Below are 21,457 nucleotides of genomic sequence, written 5' to 3'. Positions count from 1 at the left end.
CAGAAACTGCAAGCGAGTAGTTGTGTCACTCACTACCGCATGGAATCAGCTTATTGGAACACCAGGTTGCTTACGGAGGAAACAGTTACGCCCTCCCGTGCCATTCTGCCTGAAATCGATCGTAGAACGCTTCGAGAAATGCATGACGTTGCTCGGCCAGTGTCCGGGCGGGATCCGTGTGAAGTTCGTCGCGGAGCCGGAGAAGTTTGTCCTCGAAGTGGTACAACTGTGAGTACTGTTCACCACTGGGATCCCACAAGGGAGTTCCATGGACACCTCCGAACGCGAACGTTCGAGCGATACCGACTGCCCCCATCGCGTCAAGATTGTCGGCGTCTCGGAGGATCTTCGCTTCAATCGTCTCTGGCTCGGGGGTTTCACCACGAAATGCGAGATCGTCATGGACAGCGACACAGTGCTCAACAGCACGGATCTGTGCCTCATCCAGTTCTGTTTCTTTGAGAATGTGTGCGACCGTTGTGAGCGTTTCTTCAGGGTCACAGCCGGTTCCATCACCCAGAACACGATGAATGTCGTGGGTCAACGCTGCACAGCCAACCACGTCGTGATCGGCATTCAACTCGTCAGCGAACCGCTGCGTCAGTCGAAACACCCGCCAGACGTGGTGCATATCGTGCCCTGAGAAGTCCGTTGTGAGGTACGCGTCGACGCCCGCTGCAACAGCAGGAAACGGTGGCCGGTCGTGACGAGGACCACCTGGATGGTCTCCTTCGATCGGAGCAGGGTCGGTCAGTGTCGCATTTGATTCATCATCAATAGGCGTCTCCGTCGTCATCGATGTTCTATACCGTATCCTTGGATGTGAAACTAGGGTACACTGATTGGTATCAGATAAGTACTGTACATAATACGTCATCGTTCCGGATTCCCAAAATCAATAACCATTTTCAAGCCATCTCGGCAGACATCTCGATCGAAGACTGTTCCGTCGAAATGACCGTCCCGAAGCTGAGGTACTGGGTCTAGTCGACTCTCAAAGGGCGTGAATGGTTGGCCGATCATGGGCAGAACATATTCACCACGTTTCTCAAGCACCCCTTCAGTCCAGATTCTTGAGAGCAATAGTTCCGAAGCACTGAAACGACAGCCTGCTAGCCGATCACGGTTACACTTCGTAATGACAGATGAGCGATTCGAGACCGTAGAGGCTGTGTATTGGCTGTAGATCCGTCAAGTCTGCCTCGATCGTTTCAAATCTATCGAGAAGCATCTCAAATGCGACATCTGCCTCGATCCGTGCGAGGGGGGCACCCAAACAGTAGTGAACACCCGTTCCGAACGCAATATGACGATTCGGACTTCGCTCCGGACGGAACGCTTCCGGCGCATCGAATCGTTCCGGATCGCGGTTTGCGGCACCAAGCCACCCCGTTATGACATCTCCAGCCTGAATACGTTGTCCGCTCAGTTCAACGTCCTCGACAGCGATACGGTCTAACGACTGAATCGGTGATCGGTACCGAAGGACCTCTTCAATCGCTTGTTTGCGATCGATCTTGCCCGTCCGAATCGCGTCAGTGATCCCATGTTCTTCGAAGCACCAGAGAGCGTTCGTAAGGAGGTTCGTTGTGGTGATATTCCCCGCAAGGAGAAGGAGCATACAGAATCCGATTTGTTCCTCCCTAGTTAATTCATCGGTCGTTGCCGCAAGTGTAATGAGATCGTCCCCTGTACCGTTCTGACGCTCCGCAAGCAATTCGGCAAAATACCGTCCCATCTCTTGTTGGGCCTGTTGACGGCGTTCTCGGACTTGTTTGACTGTCGTGGTCGACCTATCATCAGGTCGTGCAATAAGTGCGTCGGACCACTCTTTGAATTGATCACGACGTTCCGCAGGGATCCCTAGGAGTTCAGCGATAATGATCACCGGAAGAGGAACCGCAAATTCATCGACAAAGTCGAATGTGGTGCCATCAATTTGGTCCAGCAATGTTCCCGTCAGCTCCTCGATTCGAGGCTGGTAGTCACGTAGTGTCCCCGGCTGGAATCGTTCGTTGACGAAGCCCCGGAGTCGGTTATGGTCTGGTGGATCAACACTGATCATCGTCTGAAGTATCGATCCACCATCTTCAGTATCGCTCGCTGACGCAGTGCCCATCCGAGACCTATCAGATGTGAACGAATCATGGTCGGTTAGCACACGGTTGACATCGTCGTATCGAAAGAGATCCCACCGTTCTCGCTGCTCATCGAAATGCACGGGAGATTCTTGGCGCATTTGAGCATACCACTCGAACGGCGCTAGTTGTCCCGCTCGGCTGCGTATCCCGTTCGGCAACTGACCTTTGTCAACGACCGAGTCTGACGACATATGCTGAACGAACGTTCGGTATTCTATAGTCTTTTGGGCTCACTCTAGTTCTTAAGATAGCAAGGAAGAGATTTGAGTCCAAACGGAATTTCTTGTGGAGACAGATCAGAGAGGTCCGGTTCGATGACTTCGAATCGGTCGAGAAGCCTTTCAAGAGCGATATCTGCTTCTAGCCGGGCAAGAGGGGCTCCTAAGCAGGTATGGATACCCCCTCCGAACGAGATATGACGGTTCGGTTTTCGTTCAGGACGGAATTCCTCAGGTGCGTCAAACACTGCTGGGTCGTAGTTCGCGGATCCATTCCACGCAACAACTAACTCACCTTCTCCAATCTCTTTACCGCCGATTTCTACGGGCTGTGTCGCTATTCGCCTGAGCGACTGGGCAGGCGACCGGTAGCGAAGGACTTCTTCGATCGCTTGTTCTCGGTCAACCGCTCCACGACGAATATCATCGAACAAATCGAATTCTGCGAAACACCAGAGAGCGTTCGTGATAAGATTGATCGTAGTAACGTTTCCTGCGACGAGAATCCCCGTACAGAATGTGATCTTTTCCTCGTGACTCAACTCATCGTTCGTCGCAGCAATAGTGATTAAGTCATTGTCAGTTCCATCAGAGCGCTCATCGATTAGTTCTGAGAAATAACGGCTCATTTCCTGGGTCGCCTGCTCTTGTTCTTCAGGAGTTACCTCTTCCTCGTCAGCAGTTCGAGCTGGCACACGCAGGGCAGCATCAGACCATTCAATGAACTGTTCGTAGTCGTCTATTGGAAGTCCGAGTGACTCCGCGATAATCGTAACCGGATACGGGTGTGTGAATTCAGGAACGATATCGACATGCCCGGGTTCGATATCATCAATAAGTTCATCAGCAATCTCTTCAAAACGTTCCCGTTTTTCTCTCAGCGTACGAGGAGAGAACCAACTACTTGAGAAATTACGAAGTCGACCGTGTTCGGGTGGATCTTCAGAAATCATTGACTTCCCCCCGTCATTACTACTGTGAGTAGTAGCGAATGTTTCGTGATCACGAAGGATTCGATTGACATCCTCATATCGGAACACGTCCCACCGCTCGCGCTGTTCGTCGTATCGTACGGGATGTTCTTGACGCATTTCAGCGTACCAACTCGGTCGATTGAGCTGTGCCTCCTCTGTGGATAACGCTTCCGGGAGCGGCTGATGCAGGGGATCCTGAATCACATCGTCTTGGTTCGAGGACGCCATACGAATTACTGAACGTTCGGTTAACATCAATCTGTTGGCTAACTCACCACAGCTATAAGCAACTAGAATAATCAAACGCGACAGAACCATCAAAATACCAATACAATAATATAAAATTATTATTATTAATTGTAGGGCAAGATATAAGCTTCAGGATTGCAGGACCCGGACAATTACAGTTGCGCCGGGTATCATCAGAATCATGCACTAAACCAACATTGCTACCAGAGAACTTCCCAATGTATTTCTCGACAGCGTGGCTGAGACCAGGTCGGGACACGCAGGTTTTGTGGCGGTGGCGGTGTTGTGTCATTGCGTCACTATTATGCTCAGAGCGATGACGATGGGTTCTTTGTGACCGCCAGCGAGCCGCGTGTTACCGATATCGAGCATCGTGTTCTTGACCACTTACTGACATGATTTCAATTCAGAGTCGATGTACGACGAGAGTGAAAGTCGAACCGCAGCAGGAGCAACTTCGCGGTTGGTCGTGACACGATCGATCGTTGAGCCGTTGACTGTAGCAACGATGTGTTCGGCAACACGGGCGGCCTCAACATCACGGAACGTCCCGTCTTCGATTCCGCGCTCGATAATCTCACAAATGCTCGTCACTAACAGTTCGTTGATTTCGGTGAACTTCTCACGAAAAGCCTCGTTTCTCGTGGCCTGTGATCGCAATTCGATGAGCACTATCCGTCCCTGAAACTCCTCGTCGTTCATCTGGAGTGGGACTAGTCTTTCAATAACAGTGTTGAGAGCACTACTGGGGTCTTCATCGATTTCCTCGGCGAAATTAGTCTTGAATTGATCGACGACGAAGTCAAGAAACGAGACGAGAAGTTCGTCCTTTGAATCGTAGTGATAGTATATCGACGCCTTCGATTTGTCGAACTGTTCGGCAATCCTCGAAATCGAGAGTCCCGGATACCCGTGTTCGAGCATCGCGCGGTAGGTTGCTTCCATGATCTCTCGCTCGGCGGTGCTCCATTTCTGATCAACTGAATCCATAGCCATTAGTTGATAATTGAGTTGTGGTCGTTTGTGTTCGGTCTGACGATGTGCAGCGTCTCGAACTCAGTCGCACACTAAGAGCAGAGCTCCGGCGTCGCATCAAGTTCACCACGGCAAGCAGAACACAAGGTGATCATCTCGTCAATGATTTGTTCCCTCCCCTATATTCGTGTGGAAAGATGCGAAATAAAGGTGTTTCAGGAATCACAGCGATCCAACCGAATGCTTGGAGTCGTCGACGGAGATACGGGTGTCCCCAACCAGTGACGATAGCACTGAGCAAGATAATGGCGAGCGGATGATGATGCGGCTCAATGTGGCCCATACAGCTAAATGACCATTCAGTGAAATAAAGATTATGTATCAAATTCGTCATGATCGTTCCTGGTATCCAGATGACAACAACCCACGTGGAGAAGGTGTACCTTGGTTCGATGAAAATATTTTGGAGGATGAATCCATAATAGCAGTTATGCATTTTTATATAGTTCCTGTGGAAAGGATTTATACGGCTAATTCATGTCTAAGCAGGAACAATCAGACCGGTCAGAAGGACGGTCCGAACTTCCAATCGAACGCGGCTTTCCGGTTGAGCGTGTGAACGAAATCGCTGAAAAGGAGAGTCATGCGAAACAGTGGTATCGGCCGATCTACACCATGCACAAGTGGTGGGCTCGGAGACCTGGCTGTCTTTTCCGTACAATCTCGATGTACTCGTTGCTCAATGAGCACACGACTGTAAACGACGTTGCGGTCTACGAACCAGCCAGAAATCAGCAGACTGAACGAAATAGGCTAAATGAGAACGACCTCGTCGAGGCAATCGGTAAAGTCGACATGGACGATCCTGAGCTACTGTGGGACTTTTATCCAAAGGACATTCGGATCAAGGACAAGAAGATTCTGGACCCGTTCATGGGCGGCGGTACGTCGCTCGTCGAGGCGTCACGGTTCGATATTGACTCGGTCGGCGTGGATCTGAACCCGGTGGCGTGGTTCGTCACAAAAAAAGAACTCGACGCTGGTCAGACAGACATTGAAGAACTGGAAGACGCCTTCACACAAGTCAAGGAGGATGTTGCCGAGGAAATTCTTCAATACTATCAGACTTCCTGTCCGAACGGAGAACACAACGCTGACGTGATGTATAGCCTCTGGGTGAAGGAACTCGACTGTGTGGCCTGCGGTCATACGGTTCCACTCTTCACGGATTATCGTATTGCTGCTGGGCGCTATGAGAACGATGATAAATACAATGTCCTTTGTCCAGATTGTGGTTCGATTGTACTCGTTGACGAATGGCAAAAAGAAAGTTCGTGCACAGTATGTAAATATAATTTTAATCCTAAAGACGGCAACGTCACACAAGGCGGATACTACAACTGTCCTGAATGCGGACAGAAGATCTCCGTTACTGAAGGCGTGCGTGAAAGCGGATCCTACGATACTCGACTCTACGCAATAGAATACTGCTGCGATCACTGTGAACAACAGGGCAAACGAAAAAGCGAGTGCAAGGGGTACAAAAAAGCTAAACAACAAGATAAAAATTTATTTAAAAAAGCAAAAGAGGAATGGAACAATAGACAAGATCTCAATGAGTTTGTTCCTAGCCAAGCCATATCGAAGGGAGCGAAAACCGTTTCATCTGAGATCGATGGACCTGACGTTTTTGAACACGGTTACGAAAAATGGATAGATATGTTTAATTACCGTCAATTGTTATGTTTATCATCTCTTATGAAGTCAATATCTGAAATTGATAACGGTAATGCCCAAGAGTACTTGCTTCTAGCTGTATCTGAATCACTACGTTACACTAATATGATGTCGTTCTACAATCCAGAGAAGAATTTGGTAGCAAATATATTCAAAGGGAATAATTTTGGACCTCCACAGCGGCCAGTTGAGAACAACGTTTGGGGTGCAAAATACGGCACAGGAAATTTTACAAAGATGTGGGATATGATAATAAAGGGAGTAGAATATGCAAAACATCCAACGGAGCGTCGTATCACACCTAATGGAATGAAAGAAACTCCTGATTTTTCACAACCAATTGGTAAAAACACAAAAATTCAGCAAAAGGACATGAGGAACATACATAGCGAAAACGAATATGATGCAGTCATTACTGATCCGCCGTACTATGATAATATAATATATTCAGAATTATCAGATTATTTTTATGTATGGCAAAAAATTATTCTTGAAGATAGGTATTCTGGTTTCAGCCCTGAGGAGACTCCTCGCGCTGAGTCCATAGTGACCAATCCGTATTACAATAAGACAGCCGAAGATTTCGAACATGAGATGGGGGAAGTGTTGGATGTGATAAACACCGCTTTGAAAGATGATGGCGTTCTCTCATTTACATATCATCACAGTAGCGCGGAATCTTGGGGGGAGCTTCTTGAGTCGTTGTGTGACAACAATTTTGAAATTACTGCTACGTACCCGATTAACTCTGATCTAAACAAATTCATCAGCGGTGAGGCAGTTGCATTCGATATCGTCATCGTCGCTCGTCCAACTGAAAATCGACAGCCGATTTCGTGGGACTCGCTCCGCCGACGAATCGTTAGAACTGCAAGGGAAACTCGCACAACGCTTGAAGAGAACCGAGAGCTCGCCAGCGGTGACATTGGGGTCATCGAGATGGGGAAGTGCTTTCAGGAGTACTCCAAGCACCACGGAGAGGTTTACCGAGCTGGTAACATAATGTCAGCGAGCAAGGTGGTGGACGAAATATACGGTATCATTCAGGATAATGACCGTGGTGAGCAGGATGTCTACCGTGATCTACTCCAAGAGCAGGAGCCGACGTACGACGCCCTGAACAAACACCTCAAGCGCTCGGACGCGTCGGAAAAGCAGATGAAGGAGATGCAACTGTTTCGTACGGACGGCAACGATTTCGTCCTCTGTCAGTGGGACGACGAAAAACGTCAGGCGTACGTCCAAGATACGGTCGAAGAAAGCGATGGCAATCTCACAAACCTCGACAAGGCACACTTCCTCCGATACCGCTTCGAACAGGGCAAATCGGTAGGTGATTATCTCGAACGCTGGAACGAGGACGAACTGCAAGCCCTCTGCGAGGGACTAGCGGAAATGGCCGATGACGAAACCTACCTGAAGATGATCGGTGTCGAAATGTCACTGTCGGAGTTCAACGATGGATAACGCTTTAGTGATACCAGATCGTGACGAGCGCCGCAGTGTATTACGCAAATCACAACAAAATTAATTTCATTCAATAATATTTAGAAGTCATGGGAGAGACAAAAAAGAAACACAGCAGGAGAGTCACCACAGGCACACAGTAAATTGTCGGACTAACAGTAACAGTAGCAGTGAGACATTATCGGTCAGAGTGATCAACGTGCAGTCTCGTCTACGCAGCCACTCCGATACCACATTTCTCACACCATATCCCTCCAATCAGTGGTAATTGAACTCGAATGAACTATACACGGGGCGCTAGATTGCCGACCATGGCAGCCATCGAACTTCGGGGCGTGACCAAACAGTACGGTGAAGTCACAGCCGTAGACGAGTTGGATCTGACAGTCGAGTCAGGAGAGATCTATGGTTTTCTTGGACCGAACGGCGCGGGCAAATCCACGACAATCAACGTCCTGTTAGATCTGATCACACCCACGGCTGGCGATGCGAGCGTGCTTGGATACGATATCCATGAAGAGCCCACGGCGATCCGCGAGCGCATCGGTGTCGTTCCGGAGGGATACGACATCTACAATCGGCTGAGTGGGCGAAAGCACATCCAGTTCGCTATCGACTCGAAAGGCGCAGCTGACGATCCGGATGAGTTGCTCTCCCGCGTCGGACTCGATGACGCGGGCGATCGCCCCGCAGGGGGCTACTCGAAGGGCATGACACAGCGACTCGCATTGGGGATAGCGCTAGTCGGCTCACCGGAGCTACTGATCCTTGACGAACCGACAACTGGACTCGATCCGAACGGCGCCCAAGAGATGCGCGAAATCATCCGTGCGGAGAACGAGCGCGGTGCGACCGTCTTCTTTTCGAGCCACATCCTCGAACAGGTCGAGGCGGTCTGCGATCGAGTCGGCATCATGCGGGAGGGAGAGCTGGTCGCCCAAGACACGATCGGCGGGCTTCGGGACCAACTCGGCACACAAACGACACTCGTGTTCCAACTCTCGGACGTGCCAGCGGGGCTTGAAGCGACGGTCAGCGACATCGGCGGCGTCGAATCAGTCGCTATCGATGGCACACAAATCACAGTTAAAGCGACCGACGACGCGAAAGGAGACGTACTGTCGACGATTCAGGAACACGCCAGCGTCGAGGATTTCAGCACCGAAGAGCAGTCACTCGAAGAGCTGTTTGTCGAGTACACCAGCGAGGCTCCGCAGACCGCCTGAGAGTTACTCCTTCTACTCGGATGGCTCGTCGTACGACCGTTCCAGCGCTCGCCTGATTGGTGCCAACCCGGGCCGGCCGTCGACGAACCAGACGCCGATCGTTACGTACACCACAGCAGCGCCGAGGATTACGAGCATCGCGTCGTCGGTCGTTTGGAAGCCAGTGAACACGGAGACGTACTCACTGAGGCGGACGATCACGGGGCGGTCGTACGGCGGCAGCGTCACGACCGGCCAGAGCACGCGTCCGAAGACGTGTGGACTCGACCGCAACCAGCCGAACACCACGTCACCCAGCAGATGCGACCAGTAGCCGACGATGAACGCGATCCCCAGTAGCCGACGGTCGCGTTGGCGAGCCACGACGAACGCACCGATACCCAAGGGTATGGCGACCAGCACCGAATGGACGACAGCATAGCCCTGCGGAACCAGCTCGAACACCCATGAGAGCGGCTTATCAACCAGATCCGGGAGCAGCCCACCGAACAACACGGCAGCCGTCGGTCCCGCTGTCGGGCGACGACCGACGAAACGCGTGCCCAGCGAGTAACAGAGATAGCCCACTGCCGCGTGCGACCACGGCCACATCTCAAACCCACCTCGACAGCACGGAGCAATCGAATAGCAACCGTTGCATAGCCGGGGATGGTATCCAATCGATAAGTAACGTGTGGATCGTCACCGAGAGTAATGCCGATCATGACTTATTCCCATAAATAATAAATGTACAATGTAATTTGTCCGGAACGGCATACTGAATGCCCATCAATGCCAACCTAAACCGAAACCATCATATAATATCCATTTCAATCACCACAGAGTGACATATTCAACACAGCATGATCGATGGAACGTCGGGTGACCGTCGGTGAGCACGTTCGTAATCGCCAGAAAGGAATTCGAAGACGCGATCCGATCGCGCGCACTGATAGTAATGACGACGCTGTTTGCGGCGGTACTGGCGATGTTGGTGTACTATCAACTGTACGTCGCACAGGCGGCCCAGATGGCGGAGCTTCGGACTGCCGAGAGCGTTATCTCGTGGATCGGGACACAGATGACCATCCTCGTTCCGGTGTTGGGGACAATGCTGGGCTATAAGGCGATCGTCGCAGAGCGCGAATCAGGCAGCCTCCAGTTGTTGCTCACGTTACCACACACGCGCCGAGACGTCGTTCTCGGGAAGTTCCTCGGCCGATCGGCCGTGGTGGTCGTCTCTGTTCTGCTCGGCTTCGCTCTCGTCGGGATCCAGTTCGCCGCCAGTTCGGAGCTGTTTTCGCTGTCAGTGTATGTGATGGCTGCCGTAAAGACGGCGATCATCGGGATAACGTTCGTGGCGATCGCCATCGCGTTCTCGACAGCGATGCGCACCTCGATGATGGCGATGTGGGGAGCGATCGGTCTCACGTTGCTGTTCGTGTTCCTCTGGGACTCGGTGCTCGTGCTGGTCGAATCGGTCGTAGAACGGACACCGGAGAACAGTCCTGTCGGGCCGGTTTCAGAGCTGCCCGACTGGTACTATCTCATCAAACGCCTGAATCCGCGCCACGCGTTCGAGGACGTCACCCCATACAGCGTCGAGCTAGATGTGTTCTATCTCGAACCATGGTTCGCGGTGGTGATTCTGGGCGTATGGCTCGTCGTCCCGCTCGGGCTGGCATACCTGCGATTCGAACGGGGTGATCTGGCATGAATCGCCGGCATCTCCTCGGTGGCGTGCTAGTCGGTGCATTGGTGCTGTTTGCCTTCCCGCTCGTTTCGCCGGTTCCCGCTCAGGACCCGGCAGTCGAAGTGCTTCGGGATCCCAACGGCAGCCCACAGTCCCACACGATAGCGACCGAAACGGTACAGTACCGGACTCTCTCACCCGAGGCACAGCGGTGGTTCGATGATCTCCCTCAGAGTGAACGAACCCAGGCAGCCGAAGTCCTCCCGATCGACAGTCCACCGGAACCATGGGCGTCGTTCATCCCGAACGATCCCGAGACGAGTACCACTGCGAACGAGCACCCCAACGAGACACAACGAATCCAGTCGGTCATGACCTACATTCAGGTCAAAAAGGACGATCACTACCATCTCGTGGTCCTCAGGCGCATCGAACCACGACCGCCACAGCAGGCGGTGGCGTTGCGACTGGGATCACTCGTCGGCTCGATCGGGCTGTTCGGATTCGCTGGACAGCAGTGGCTCGAAGGAAAACAATGAACACAGAAATGACGGACACTATCGAGGTCGAACGGAGATGAGCACGCTCGTCATAGCGAAAAAGGAGTTCGAGGACGCGATCCGGGCACGCACACTCCAGTTGCTGGTGGCGTTTTTCGTCGGGTTCACGACGCTGGTGTTTCACTATCATCGTTCGCGGTTAGGCGAGGACCCGACGTTCACCACGCTGTTCGACGGTATTGTCGGGATGCTCGGGGTCGTCGTGCCGGTGCTCGGCGTGATGGTTGGGTACAACGCGATCGTCGCAGAGCGTGAATCGGGGAGTCTCACGCTGTTGCTCACGTTGCCCCATTCACGGCTGGATATCATGCTCGGCAAGTTCCTCGGCCGGTCAGCGATCGTCGTCGTGACGGTGGCCGTCGGATTCATCCTTATCGGGATTCAGACGATCCTGTTCACCGATCTCTTCTCACTGACGGAATTCCTCCTCGCGGCTGGCGAGATCACGCTGTTCGGAATCCTGTTCGTGGCGATCGCCATCGCGTTCTCAACGGCAATGCGTACCTCGATGACAGCGTCGATTGGCGCGCTCGGACTGACGATCCTGTTTTCGTTTCTGTGGGATTTCGTGACCGGGTTGATCGTCCAATTCGTTCACCCAATTCCCGCCACAGGTTCGAGAATCACGCGCACACCGGCACCGAACTGGACGACACTCTTCCAGCGTCTCAATCCACGAAGAGCGTTCATGGAGATCGGGTTCGTGAGAGAGCCGATTCCCTTCTATCTCGATCCCTGGTTTGGCTGGGTGATCGTTGGGTTCTGGCTCGTCGTTCCGCTCGGACTCGCGTATCTGCGATTTCAGAACAGCGATCTGGCCTGATCGTCACCCCAACTGAGTCGCCACGTCTGTCGGCACCGCCACCGATGGCGGACCGAAACCGGCGCGTACGCCATGGTGAGCCAACAGCACGCGGCAAGACGAAGTAATGATAGAATAATAAAAAGTGCTGGATATATCTGACAGGGCTGGCGAAACTGGAACAAAACGGCTTCAGAGCGAGACAAAGGATGCAACTCCAGAGAGCAGGAGCCGTCTTCACTCGGCGGCACTCACTCAAACAGGTCGATCCGGTTGAGATCCCTGCCACGGTCCCAGTACCCATCGAAGGCGTCGATGGCCCACGATCGAACAGCCGAATCGTCTGTGTCAATCGACGCCCGGAGCACGCCATTCGCGTCACGGACAAGCAGGTGAACCGTCCTACCAGCGACCGTTACAGCGAGTGGAACCGTTTGCTCATGAACGCGGACAGTCGCGCCGTCAGCGTCAAGCAGATTCACCAGTCGGTCCCGAAGGCCGGGATCGGTAGCCAGCGCGTCGATCGCATCACAGGAGAAGACGCCCTCGAACACCAGTTCCTCGTCATGAACGCGCTGGGTGACCAGCGAGAGACTTCGTTCGTTAAACGCATGAGAGAACGCCCGGACCCGATCAGCGTTCCGTTCCAGTTCCAACAGCCGTCCGACGGGTGCGTCCGGACGCGTTCCCGTCGGGAGTGTCACCGTCGCGTCCGTCAGATGACGGAGATCGAACCGCAGTTCCTCAGTTGGGAGATGCTCAACCACGTCCCGTAGTTCTCGTTCCGTTGTGAGAACGTTGAGCAAATCGGTGAATCCGTACGCGATGAGGCAGCCGGTCGCTGTCGCGCTGTACGTTCCGTCTCCTCGCTGAATCCACGATCGATCCTCGAAGTCACGGAGAATCCGACTGAGCGTGGCTTGGGACGCACCAGTCGCGTCCACGAGATTTCCTCTCGTGTGGCTCTCGTCAGCGAGCAACCGGAGCACTGCGACCCGATGTTCGGATCGAGCGAGAAACTCGACTTCCTCAAGTACTCCATTCATGTCGACCATCGGACGGCCATCCGAAAACCGTTTTCGTCCTGTGAAATTCTTTCAGCATCTGCAGACACCGCTCGGTACGCGGTAGTCACCCCAGAGTGCAACGTTTTCTGAATGGAGCTATACCTCTCCCGTCCGTAGAACAACACAGAATGTATAGAAGATTTGACTTTTGGTGTACCGTCCTCGTTCGATCGAACTGGACGGAAACACCGGGGGTCGGTTGCTGAATGGATCGACGGACAGTTCTTTTCTTCTTGATCACAGGTGTGTTCTTTGGCGGCACGTTTGTTAGTGCCAAAGCCGGTCTCGCCTATCTGCCACCACTGTTACTACTGGCGTTGCGGTTTGACATCGCGGCGCTCGTGCTTGGTGGGTACGCCATCTGGCGGTTCCCGTCCACAGCGTTGCAGCCACAAACGCGTGATGACATCGTCGCTATTGTTGCGACCGGAATAGTCACGATCGGAGCGACGAACGCCTTGATCTTCGTCGGCCAGCAGCACGTCACCAGCGGTGTCGCCTCGATTATCGCCAGTTTGAACCCGATTTTGACACCAGTCTTCGCAGCAGTGTTGGTCTCGGACGAACGTCTCACACACAGGGGTGCCGTCGGAATGATGCTCGGGTTAGCAGGCGTCGCACTCGTCGTCAGCCCTGACCCAGCGAACCTGTTGGGTGGGAGCGTCGTTGGCAAAGCGGTGTTGCTCGCTGCCGCGACGGCCGGTGCGCTCGGAAGCGTCCTCATCCGGTGGGCGGGCGGCGAACTCTCGCCAACGGTTCGGACGGCGTGGGGGCTTCCGCTTGCCGCTGTGTTCGCCCATCTACTGAGCATCGCTGCTGGTGAGTCAACAGCAAGTGTCACGTGGACACCGTCAGCTGTGGCTGCAGTCGCGTACCTCGGCGTCTTCGCCGGTGGTGTCGCGTACGTTACGTACTTCGACCTCATCGATACGACTGGTGCGATCCACGCGAATCTCGTCTTCTACGTCGTTCCGGTCGTTGCGTCAATCGGCGGCTGGGCGCTGCTCGGTGAAGGGCTCTCGGGGGTCGCCGTCGCCGGCTTCCTCATCATCTTCGGTGGCTTCACCGTCATCGGTAGCGAAACGCTAGATTACCCGGCTCTCGCTCGGTCAGCGGCCGTCACGGCGCGCCGTCGCGTCCGTCGGCAAGGCAGTGGACACAGCAGTCACGATCGGACTGCAGACAGCGGTGGCGCTGACGATCGCCTTGATGAGGACGCTACCGTCACTCAGAGCGACTGATCGAAACCACGCTTGGGAGCTAGCGTCACAAGTCTCGAAGCCGGAGCCGCTGTCACAGTCGGAGCCAGCCGGTCGAATGCTCCGTTCCGAGCAGATGCCAGCGATGTTCCGGAACATCATCGGATTGCCGGAGTTCGATGTGAATGTCGATCACGGGATCCAATGCGGCGAGTAGTTCCGGATCGGGATCGTCTGGGAAATGGAAGTGACCCATCCCATTGGCAGCTAAGATATCGGAGCGGATCGAGCGAACGAACGCTCGGGTTGCTGAGAGACCGTCAGTCTCGACGAGCGTGCCAAGCGTAGTGATCCCGAGGCGAAGTTCGCCAGGGGGAAGGGAATCGCTCGGAACGGCGTCACAGACCGGATCACACAGGAGTACACAGAGACCTGTCATTGATTCTGGTGTGTCCGGATCAACGTCCGCCAGTGATTGTTGTGAAGAGCTGATATCTCCCGCCATATCAGCAACGAGGTCCGTGTAATCGAGTATGCGCACGGAGGGATGCGTCGACGGGATGCCGTCAGGCAGATACTGGGCTGTGGGACTGGAGGCTTGTTCCGTAAATATCAGTATTCGCTGCCGAGACGTGTCGCTCTCGCCGAAGAGCCGGCGAGATTGGGCGGCACGCACCCGTTCGCTAACGGATCCGGTCACGAGGACACAACATCCACGGCGTTTGAGTCCCATGAGTTCGACAGCGAATAAATCCCGATTCTGAGCCGTTTCACGGCTCGAAGAAACCGGACCGCGGGGCACATCTCCCATGGTATTTATATAATACACATATAGAAATATTAAACTGCCGAAACATGAGTTGTTTTCCTAAGCTTACCGGTAGTAGATAGTAGACATAACTGCTAGTCCATTTTCTAGGAGACGATTAATCTCGTGCCGTTCAGATCGAATGGAGCAGTTGAGCGACGCTCAGGATCAATACATAGTCGTATCTACACAGAGTACTGTCTGACTTGATTGTTCATGACGTATAGAGATCATTTGCATTCGTTTTAGAGTGAAGTCTCCGTACCAATTGCTAATAATATAGAGATGTTGACTGGTGTGATTCATCAAAAGTGCCGATCAACCGATTTGAAGCAGCACAGTCGGTCACTGTTCGTGTACACAGTCCCATCGGCACTAAACGGACAAATTCCGAAACGCGATCGAGACGCTGGTCGCTCCGATCAAAAAGCAATCGCCAGCAAAATGTTCGAATTTCAGTAGCAACGAAAATTCTTCAGATCGCCAGAACGAGCCATCAGGTAGACAACAAGTGAATCGACAATCTATATCCCTCTCTCGGTAGAAGTACCTGCGATGTCGTGGACATATCTTCTCACAGCTGCCCTCTTCGAAATCGGATGGGCGGTCGGTCTCGAATACACGAAGGGGTTCACCCGACCCATCCCTAGCGTACTGACCGTCGGTGCAATGGTTATCAGTATGGGATTGCTCGCACAAGCAGTCAAAGTTCTTCCGATCGGAACGGCTTACGCCGTTTGGACGGGGATCGGTGCAGTCGGAACTGCTATTGCTGGTGTTGTTCTCTTCGACGAGCCCCGAAACGTGACGCGGTTTCTCTTCATCGGACTCATCATCACGGGCGTCATCGGACTGAAATTCACTGGTAGCCACTGACCAATGCCCGAAACAGATGCTTTACACGGAAAAAACAGAGCGATCAGTTTGTATCTAAAAACGGCGTAAGAAAGTATAATATGTATTCCATTACTCATATCCTACCACATGACTAGAATGATAATATTAGTAACCTATAGCCGTTGACTCGTGGTTACCCCTGGAACGCCAAAATATCCGTTACAGGTTCGCTCCAGTGGAACCGCCGTCGATCGGAATCGCTGTTCCATTGATGTATCCCGACACCGGTGAGGAGAGAAACGCGACCGCGTTGCCGAGTTCCATCGGATCCCCGATACGGTCCAGAGGATTGTTTGCCCAATCGTCCATTCCAGCCTCGTAGGAATCGTACTCACCGCGTTCGACCGCTTGGTTGACGAGTTCCTCGATACGGGCGGTTTCGTGGGAGCCGGGCAATACGGCGTTTGCACGGACTTCCGGAGCGAATTCCGTGGCAAGCGTTTTCTCAAGGCCGATAACACCCATTCGAACCGAATTCGACAACACGAGACTGTCAAGGGCTTCTTTGACGCTTCGTGAAGTGATGGTCACGATGGTTCCACCACCATCATCACGGAGATACGGATGGGACTCGCGCGCGAGTCGAACGACGCTCATCACGAGGAGTTCGTACGCTTCGTGCCAATCTTCGTCGTCCGTTTCGAGGAACGCTCCCGACGGAGGGCCGCCGGCACTCGTTATGAGATGATCGAGTCGTCCGAATTCCTCGACCGTTTCCTCGACGAGCGTGGTGATGTCGTCGCTGTTGGTGATGTCCCCTGCGATCGAACGAACGTCACCGTCCGCAACCGCTTCGATTTCCGCTTTTGCCTGCCGTAACTGTTCTTCGTCCCGCCCGTTGATGACGACGTTCGCCCCTTCACGCGCGAGTGCCGTCGCTGACGCCTTTCCGAGTCCACTTGAAGACGCCGTCACCAACGCAACGTTTCCGTCGATCTGTAGATCCATACCACAGCATGTCGTGTGATTATTGAAAGAGTTTCTCAACAGGCAACCTGTGAGGCGTAGCGACCGAAGACGAGAGAGATACCATCAATAATTCGAGTCGTTTCATTGGAGCACCACCCTTATAAGATATCCGAACGTGTACCAGAAATAGACACACAGCATGGAATTTCCCACAGCCGACGTGTTCACCGGTGTGCTTCCCGATCCCGAGTTTCCTGAGTTCGTCGACGTTCGCTACGAGCCACCGACACCGGTGCTTGAGAACCCAGCGACGGTAGCCGAAAACGCGATCTATGATCTCCCGTTGGATCGTGTGCCACACGGTGGATCGATCGCCGTCGGACTCGGAAGCCGTGGCGTCCACGACATCGTACCGATCACGTCGAGAATCGTCAAGACGCTACAAGAAGCCGGTTATACACCGATCGTCGTACCAGCAATGGGAAGCCACGGCGGAGCCACAGCCGAGGGACAGCGCCGAACGCTCGCAGAGCTCGGTCTGACGGCCGATCAAGTGGGCTGTCGAATCGACGCCAGCATGGAGACGACAGTGATCGGTGAGACGCCAACGGGTGACGCCGTCCACTTCGCAACAGCAGCCCTGTCGGCCGACGGAATCATCGTCGTTAATCGGGTGAAACCCCACACGAACTTTACCGGTCGGTTCGAAAGCGGTCTTGTCAAGATGTCGACAGTCGGATTAGGAAAACAGTCTGGAGCGCAAGCAATCCACAACCAAGCACTGGCCGAGGGATACGTCAAGGCACTCGAACAGGCGTTTTCAGTCGTTCGGGAACGGACTCCATTCCTGGGAGGTATCGCTATCGTCGAGAACTTCAATGACCGAACCGCGGCGGTCGAGTCGCTTCGAGCGACGGCGCTTCCCGATGGAGAAACAGCCCTGTTAGAACGTGCCGCCAAACAGATGCCGACGTTGCCGTATGACGATCTCGACGTACTCGTCGTCGAGAAGATCGGGAAAGATATCAGCGGTGCCGGGATGGATACGAACGTCATCGGTCGCTATCAGGTACTCAACACGGAAGACCCGGCGACGCCCGACATCGATCGGATCGTCGTCCTCGGACTGACCGAATCGACACACGGCAACGGACAAGGGATCGGCCTTGCCGACGTTACAACCCGGAACGTGGTAGAACAACTCGATTTCGATCAGATGTACACGAACGCGCTCACGAGTAGCTCCCTCTCGAAAGCCCGCCTTCCGGTCGTGCTTCCCGACGAGGAGCACGCACTGCGTGGTGCGGTCTCTACTGTCGGTCCGTACGATCCACGAACGATCCGCGTCGCCTGGATACGAACGACCGACCAGCTCTCCTCGTTTCGGGTCTCAACGGCGCTCGCAGAAGAGTCACCCGGAGCTGTCCGCACAGAAGGGACCGTGACACTCCGCTTCGACGACGGCAAAGCGCGGTTTATTTCGACGGAACGCGGTTAAGATTGGATAGTGCCAAAAGGGATGATGCGAGATGGATTCGGGATGCCAATTACAATAGTAATGATGTAATCTCGTGCCAATCACCCCTTTGTCGCGTTCACCACAGGTTTTCGATCGTGGCTGGATAAAATGAATTGAATACCGCTATACTGAACCTTAATCGTCAGAGACTGCAACCCGGATAACAGTCTTAATGTGATTCAGTCGACCGTCCCGTTGTCTCTTTTTTGAATCGTTGTGTGAATCTCCTTACGAATTCGCTTCGTTCTTCAGCGAGTTCTTTTCCGGCGTCGGTGTACATCCGGTTCGGAAGGTCGAGGATTTTATTATAAAGGTGGTTGAACTGCGTCGTTCCAGCAGTCGAGGCGTCCTCTTCGGGCGGCAACGATGGGTTGTGTATCGACAAGCCTCGTTCGCCTCCGTAAGTGAAGCAGCGTGCAATCCCGATCGCTCCGAGCGCATCGAGGTTGTCCGCGTCGCTAACGATCTTCGCTTCAGTGGTCTTGGGAGCGATGTGGGTGGAATAGCGGTGTGCGCGAATACAGTGAGTGACAGCATCGATCGTCTCCTCGCTGGCACCGTGTTCGTCGAGAATTCGTGCGCTTTCGGTCGCTCCCCATTCAGCATGGTCCTCGATGTCGCCTCGGTCCTCTTTCGCTCGGCCGATATCATGAAGCAGCACCGAAAGCCGGATACGCGTTGCATCCACGTGAGGATAGTCGCGTAGGAGTTCATCAGCATTCCTCTCGACTCTCTGTACATGAAACCAATCGTGCGCAGGGTTCATTTCGGGCCGAAAGTAGGTTCGGGCGATAGACCGAATACTCTCAATCATCGTAAGACGAGTATCAAGAAACGTCCGTAAAACTGTATCGAAAATGGTCAGACACATTACACCAAGTGAATTAGTAATTGAAACAAAAGCACGCGCCGAACGATCTAGTGGCAATGGATCGTAGCCGGCGGCAGTCCACTGACGCGGAGGATCACAGTCGCAGTTCCACGGAACTATTTACCCTGCAGTAGCTACTGAGAGGTATGCACACACTGAGTTCGACAGGGACAGTCGAGACAACTCTCACGTTGACAGAATTCATGATTACACAGGAAACTCACGAGAAACGATGGTAGATATCATTGTCTCTGTCACGCGACTCGTCGGAGCACTCATACTGGTGTTCATGAACGGCTTCTTCGTCGCCGCGGAATTTGCATACGTGCGCGTGCGTTCATCGGCGGTTAAGCAACTCGTCGACGAGGGTCGAACCGGATCGGCAACGCTCCAAGAAGCAGTGGACAACCTCGATGACTACCTGGCGGTGACGCAACTCGGGATCACCATCGCCTCACTCGGTCTCGGCTGGCTCGGTGAACCGGCTGTTGCAGCCCTTCTCGAACCGGTGTTGACACCAGTCCTTCCTGAAAGCGTACTTCATCTCGTCGCCTTCGCCGTCGGATTCAGCGTCATCACGTTCCTTCACGTCGTCTTCGGTGAGCTCGCACCCAAAACGATCTCTATCGCTCAGCCCGAGCGGATCGCTTTGGTCGTCTCACCCGCGATGAAGCTCTTTTATTACCTGTTCGTTCCTGGGATTATACTCTTCAATGGAACAGCGAATCGTTTCACACGACTGATCGGAATCCCACCAGCTTCGGAAAGTGAGGAGACACTCACCGAAGAGGAGATCAGGACCGTGCTGAGCCGGGCCGGTCGTGAGGGACAGATCGATACGACCGAGGTGGAGATGATCGAACGGGTATTCATGCTCGACGACACGACCGCCCGAGCCGTGATGGTTCCCCGACCAGATGTCGTGACGATCGAGAGTGATCGATCGCTGGCAGAGGTCCGCTCGCTGATTTTGGAGGCAGACCACACCCGGTATCCCGTCCTTGACGCCGAGGACCCGAATCAGGTGATCGGTTTCATCGACGTTAAGGACGTGTTGCGAGCGACCGAATCCGACGACAGAAGCCCCGACACGACAGCCAGAGACATCGTTCGTGACATACCAGTCGTGCCAGAAACTACACCAATTTCTGACATCTTGGCTCAGTTCCAGCGCGAACGAGGACAGATGGCTGTAGTGATCGACGAGTGGGGTGTCTTTGAAGGACTCGTGACCATCGAAGACATCATTGAGCAGGTCGTCGGCGACATCCGCGATGAGTTTGACACCGACGAACCATCGATCGACCGTCGTGAAGACGCCTACGTCGTCGATGGAGCCGTAACCGTCTCTGCAGTCAACGAACGACTGGACACTGACTTCGAGACCGACGAGTTCGGAACTATCGGTGGTCTTGTTTTGGACCAGTTGGGCCGAGCACCCGATGTCGGAGACCGGATCACTGTCGATGACTACGTGCTTTCGGTCGCTGAGGTGGAAGGAGCTCGAATCGCGTCGGTCGTGATCCGCCCGGCAGAACAGACGGAGGACTCATAACGTCCCACGCGGAACGCGTCGGCGCTGATTCGTAGAAGCAGCCAGCAGGCCCTGATATGGATTTTCTCACGATCGGGAGTCTGACGAGGAGATCGATAGCCTGGAAGGAACGACAGCGACGTATCCGACGTACAGCGGAGCGAATTCCCAGTTGACAACACGGGCAGACACACCCTCTAGCCACCCACAACAGTGGATTCCCTGAACATTATATGTTGTCCTATACAACAGAACAGGACGATATTACAATAATAAATATCATTATTATATTACAGGAACGATCATGATTCCGATCGTATCCTTCGGAGTGACCATGAGGCGATCCAGCCCACCGAATGAACTGATTAAATCTGCTACACAAGACGGCATCGCTGAGTGTCGACCAGAGAAACGGCGAGCACCGGTAAGTACTCATTAGATGGATAGACCGCACAACGGCCCATACTGAATGCGAACAACCAACACAGTCTGACAGGAGTGGAACCTCTCGATCATATACAACATTATTAAAATTTATATATCACCTCACCAATATCTAGTATTTGTGTGGAAAAGAGATATAGGATAAGACTACTAAGACGAGTCACCTCAACCCACCTCCACGGTCACAA

General features: G+C 53.5%; 18 protein-coding genes. 9 read left to right on the top strand and 9 right to left on the bottom strand.

Annotated features, from left to right (window positions below):
- Positions 1 to 85 precede the first annotated feature (85 nt).
- From EIK79_RS06200 to EIK79_RS06185, 4 genes are all read right to left on the bottom strand, one after another.
- The gene (locus EIK79_RS06200) at positions 86 to 796 is read right to left on the bottom strand and encodes an HD domain-containing protein (protein WP_124954262.1); all 711 of its coding nucleotides are present in this window, start codon (positions 794 to 796) and stop codon (positions 86 to 88) included.
- 330 nt (positions 797 to 1,126) lie between these two features.
- Positions 1,127 to 2,332: a cytochrome P450 gene (locus tag EIK79_RS06195; protein WP_233737989.1), complete on the bottom strand. Its 1,206-nt coding sequence runs from the start codon at positions 2,330 to 2,332 to the stop codon at positions 1,127 to 1,129.
- A gap of 44 nt (positions 2,333 to 2,376) precedes the next feature.
- Complete coding sequence (locus EIK79_RS06190; RefSeq protein ID WP_124954261.1) at positions 2,377 to 3,561, bottom strand: cytochrome P450; 1,185 nt, start codon at positions 3,559 to 3,561, stop codon at positions 2,377 to 2,379.
- A gap of 408 nt (positions 3,562 to 3,969) precedes the next feature.
- Positions 3,970 to 4,578, bottom strand: a complete 609-nt coding sequence (locus EIK79_RS06185) for a TetR/AcrR family transcriptional regulator (RefSeq protein WP_124954260.1) — start codon at positions 4,576 to 4,578, stop codon at positions 3,970 to 3,972.
- Between the two features lie 516 nt (positions 4,579 to 5,094).
- On the opposite strand from EIK79_RS06185, the gene EIK79_RS06180 reads away from it, so the two are divergent.
- Both EIK79_RS06180 and EIK79_RS06175 read left to right on the top strand, forming a co-directional pair.
- Positions 5,095 to 7,761 (top strand): DUF1156 domain-containing protein, encoded by a 2,667-nt coding sequence (locus EIK79_RS06180; RefSeq protein WP_124954259.1) that lies wholly within the window; start codon positions 5,095 to 5,097, stop codon positions 7,759 to 7,761.
- 311 nt (positions 7,762 to 8,072) lie between these two features.
- A complete protein-coding gene (locus EIK79_RS06175) occupies positions 8,073 to 8,987 on the top strand; it encodes an ABC transporter ATP-binding protein (protein ID WP_124954258.1) in 915 nt (304 codons plus the stop codon).
- Positions 8,988 to 8,999: 12 nt separating this feature from the next.
- On the opposite strand, the gene EIK79_RS06170 is transcribed toward EIK79_RS06175, so the two are convergent.
- Positions 9,000 to 9,578: a metal-dependent hydrolase gene (locus EIK79_RS06170; protein ID WP_124954257.1), complete on the bottom strand. Its 579-nt coding sequence runs from the start codon at positions 9,576 to 9,578 to the stop codon at positions 9,000 to 9,002.
- Between the two features lie 280 nt (positions 9,579 to 9,858).
- Here EIK79_RS06170 and EIK79_RS06165 point away from each other — a divergent pair, with 280 nt between their 5' ends.
- Genes EIK79_RS06165 through EIK79_RS06155 form a run of 3 tightly spaced genes read left to right on the top strand, consistent with a single transcriptional unit; the run spans position 9,859 to position 12,042 of the window.
- Positions 9,859 to 10,683 (top strand): ABC transporter permease subunit, encoded by an 825-nt coding sequence (locus tag EIK79_RS06165; RefSeq protein ID WP_124954256.1) that lies wholly within the window; start codon positions 9,859 to 9,861, stop codon positions 10,681 to 10,683.
- Positions 10,680 to 11,198 (top strand): hypothetical protein, encoded by a 519-nt coding sequence (locus EIK79_RS06160; protein ID WP_124954255.1) that lies wholly within the window; start codon positions 10,680 to 10,682, stop codon positions 11,196 to 11,198. Before EIK79_RS06165 ends, EIK79_RS06160 begins: the two co-directional genes overlap by 4 nt.
- Before the next feature lie 37 nt (positions 11,199 to 11,235).
- Positions 11,236 to 12,042, top strand: a complete 807-nt coding sequence (locus EIK79_RS06155; protein WP_124954254.1) for an ABC transporter permease subunit — start codon at positions 11,236 to 11,238, stop codon at positions 12,040 to 12,042.
- 230 nt (positions 12,043 to 12,272) lie between these two features.
- Here EIK79_RS06155 and EIK79_RS06150 read toward each other — a convergent pair whose 3' ends face one another.
- Positions 12,273 to 13,067, bottom strand: coding sequence for a helix-turn-helix transcriptional regulator (locus tag EIK79_RS06150; RefSeq protein ID WP_124954253.1), 795 nt, complete (start codon positions 13,065 to 13,067; stop codon positions 12,273 to 12,275).
- Between the two features lie 227 nt (positions 13,068 to 13,294).
- Between EIK79_RS06150 and EIK79_RS06145 the strand changes: the two genes are divergently transcribed.
- Positions 13,295 to 14,329 (top strand): DMT family transporter, encoded by a 1,035-nt coding sequence (locus EIK79_RS06145; RefSeq protein WP_124954252.1) that lies wholly within the window; start codon positions 13,295 to 13,297, stop codon positions 14,327 to 14,329.
- Between the two features lie 52 nt (positions 14,330 to 14,381).
- Here the strand turns inward: EIK79_RS06145 and EIK79_RS06140 are convergent, their stop codons facing one another.
- On the bottom strand, positions 14,382 to 15,098 hold the full coding sequence (locus tag EIK79_RS06140; protein WP_124954251.1) for a DUF7504 family protein: 717 nt from the start codon (positions 15,096 to 15,098) through the stop codon (positions 14,382 to 14,384).
- A 552-nt stretch (positions 15,099 to 15,650) separates the two neighbouring features.
- Here EIK79_RS06140 and sugE point away from each other — a divergent pair.
- The gene (gene sugE, locus EIK79_RS06135) at positions 15,651 to 15,971 is read left to right on the top strand and encodes a quaternary ammonium compound efflux SMR transporter SugE (RefSeq protein WP_124954250.1); all 321 of its coding nucleotides are present in this window, start codon (positions 15,651 to 15,653) and stop codon (positions 15,969 to 15,971) included.
- Between the two features lie 180 nt (positions 15,972 to 16,151).
- On the opposite strand, the gene EIK79_RS06130 is transcribed toward sugE, so the two are convergent.
- A complete protein-coding gene (locus tag EIK79_RS06130) occupies positions 16,152 to 16,940 on the bottom strand; it encodes an SDR family oxidoreductase (RefSeq protein WP_124954249.1) in 789 nt (262 codons plus the stop codon).
- A 160-nt stretch (positions 16,941 to 17,100) separates the two neighbouring features.
- Between EIK79_RS06130 and EIK79_RS06125 the strand changes: the two genes are divergently transcribed.
- A complete protein-coding gene (locus EIK79_RS06125) occupies positions 17,101 to 18,399 on the top strand; it encodes a lactate racemase domain-containing protein (protein WP_124954248.1) in 1,299 nt (432 codons plus the stop codon).
- 190 nt (positions 18,400 to 18,589) lie between these two features.
- Here EIK79_RS06125 and EIK79_RS06120 read toward each other — a convergent pair whose 3' ends face one another.
- Positions 18,590 to 19,234: an HD domain-containing protein gene (locus EIK79_RS06120; RefSeq protein WP_124954247.1), complete on the bottom strand. Its 645-nt coding sequence runs from the start codon at positions 19,232 to 19,234 to the stop codon at positions 18,590 to 18,592.
- A gap of 289 nt (positions 19,235 to 19,523) precedes the next feature.
- On the opposite strand from EIK79_RS06120, the gene EIK79_RS06115 reads away from it, so the two are divergent.
- A complete protein-coding gene (locus EIK79_RS06115) occupies positions 19,524 to 20,846 on the top strand; it encodes a hemolysin family protein (RefSeq protein WP_124954246.1) in 1,323 nt (440 codons plus the stop codon).
- Positions 20,847 to 21,457: the final 611 nt, after the last annotated feature.

The sequence above is a fragment of the Halocatena pleomorpha genome, from assembly GCF_003862495.1.
Taxonomy (GTDB): Archaea; Halobacteriota; Halobacteria; order Halobacteriales; family Haloarculaceae; genus Halocatena; species Halocatena pleomorpha.
This window is presented reverse-complemented; position numbering and strand designations above follow the sequence as displayed.

What these genes read in the sequence shown, in the direction of transcription:
- EIK79_RS06200 (WP_124954262.1), bottom strand. Translation starts at nt 796, where the DNA reads ATGACGACGGAGACGCCTATTGATGATGAATCAAATGCGACACTGACC.
- EIK79_RS06195 (WP_233737989.1), bottom strand. Translation starts at nt 2,332, where the DNA reads ATGTCGTCAGACTCGGTCGTTGACAAAGGTCAGTTGCCGAACGGGATA.
- EIK79_RS06190 (WP_124954261.1), bottom strand. Translation starts at nt 3,561, where the DNA reads ATGGCGTCCTCGAACCAAGACGATGTGATTCAGGATCCCCTGCATCAG.
- EIK79_RS06185 (WP_124954260.1), bottom strand. Translation starts at nt 4,578, where the DNA reads ATGGCTATGGATTCAGTTGATCAGAAATGGAGCACCGCCGAGCGAGAG.
- EIK79_RS06180 (WP_124954259.1), top strand. Translation starts at nt 5,095, where the DNA reads ATGTCTAAGCAGGAACAATCAGACCGGTCAGAAGGACGGTCCGAACTT.
- EIK79_RS06175 (WP_124954258.1), top strand. Translation starts at nt 8,073, where the DNA reads ATGGCAGCCATCGAACTTCGGGGCGTGACCAAACAGTACGGTGAAGTC.
- EIK79_RS06170 (WP_124954257.1), bottom strand. Translation starts at nt 9,578, where the DNA reads ATGTGGCCGTGGTCGCACGCGGCAGTGGGCTATCTCTGTTACTCGCTG.
- EIK79_RS06160 (WP_124954255.1), top strand. Translation starts at nt 10,680, where the DNA reads ATGAATCGCCGGCATCTCCTCGGTGGCGTGCTAGTCGGTGCATTGGTG.
- EIK79_RS06155 (WP_124954254.1), top strand. Translation starts at nt 11,236, where the DNA reads ATGAGCACGCTCGTCATAGCGAAAAAGGAGTTCGAGGACGCGATCCGG.
- EIK79_RS06150 (WP_124954253.1), bottom strand. Translation starts at nt 13,067, where the DNA reads ATGAATGGAGTACTTGAGGAAGTCGAGTTTCTCGCTCGATCCGAACAT.
- EIK79_RS06145 (WP_124954252.1), top strand. Translation starts at nt 13,295, where the DNA reads ATGGATCGACGGACAGTTCTTTTCTTCTTGATCACAGGTGTGTTCTTT.
- EIK79_RS06140 (WP_124954251.1), bottom strand. Translation starts at nt 15,098, where the DNA reads ATGGGAGATGTGCCCCGCGGTCCGGTTTCTTCGAGCCGTGAAACGGCT.
- sugE (WP_124954250.1), top strand. Translation starts at nt 15,651, where the DNA reads ATGTCGTGGACATATCTTCTCACAGCTGCCCTCTTCGAAATCGGATGG.
- EIK79_RS06130 (WP_124954249.1), bottom strand. Translation starts at nt 16,940, where the DNA reads ATGGATCTACAGATCGACGGAAACGTTGCGTTGGTGACGGCGTCTTCA.
- EIK79_RS06125 (WP_124954248.1), top strand. Translation starts at nt 17,101, where the DNA reads ATGGAATTTCCCACAGCCGACGTGTTCACCGGTGTGCTTCCCGATCCC.
- EIK79_RS06120 (WP_124954247.1), bottom strand. Translation starts at nt 19,234, where the DNA reads ATGATTGAGAGTATTCGGTCTATCGCCCGAACCTACTTTCGGCCCGAA.
- EIK79_RS06115 (WP_124954246.1), top strand. Translation starts at nt 19,524, where the DNA reads ATGGTAGATATCATTGTCTCTGTCACGCGACTCGTCGGAGCACTCATA.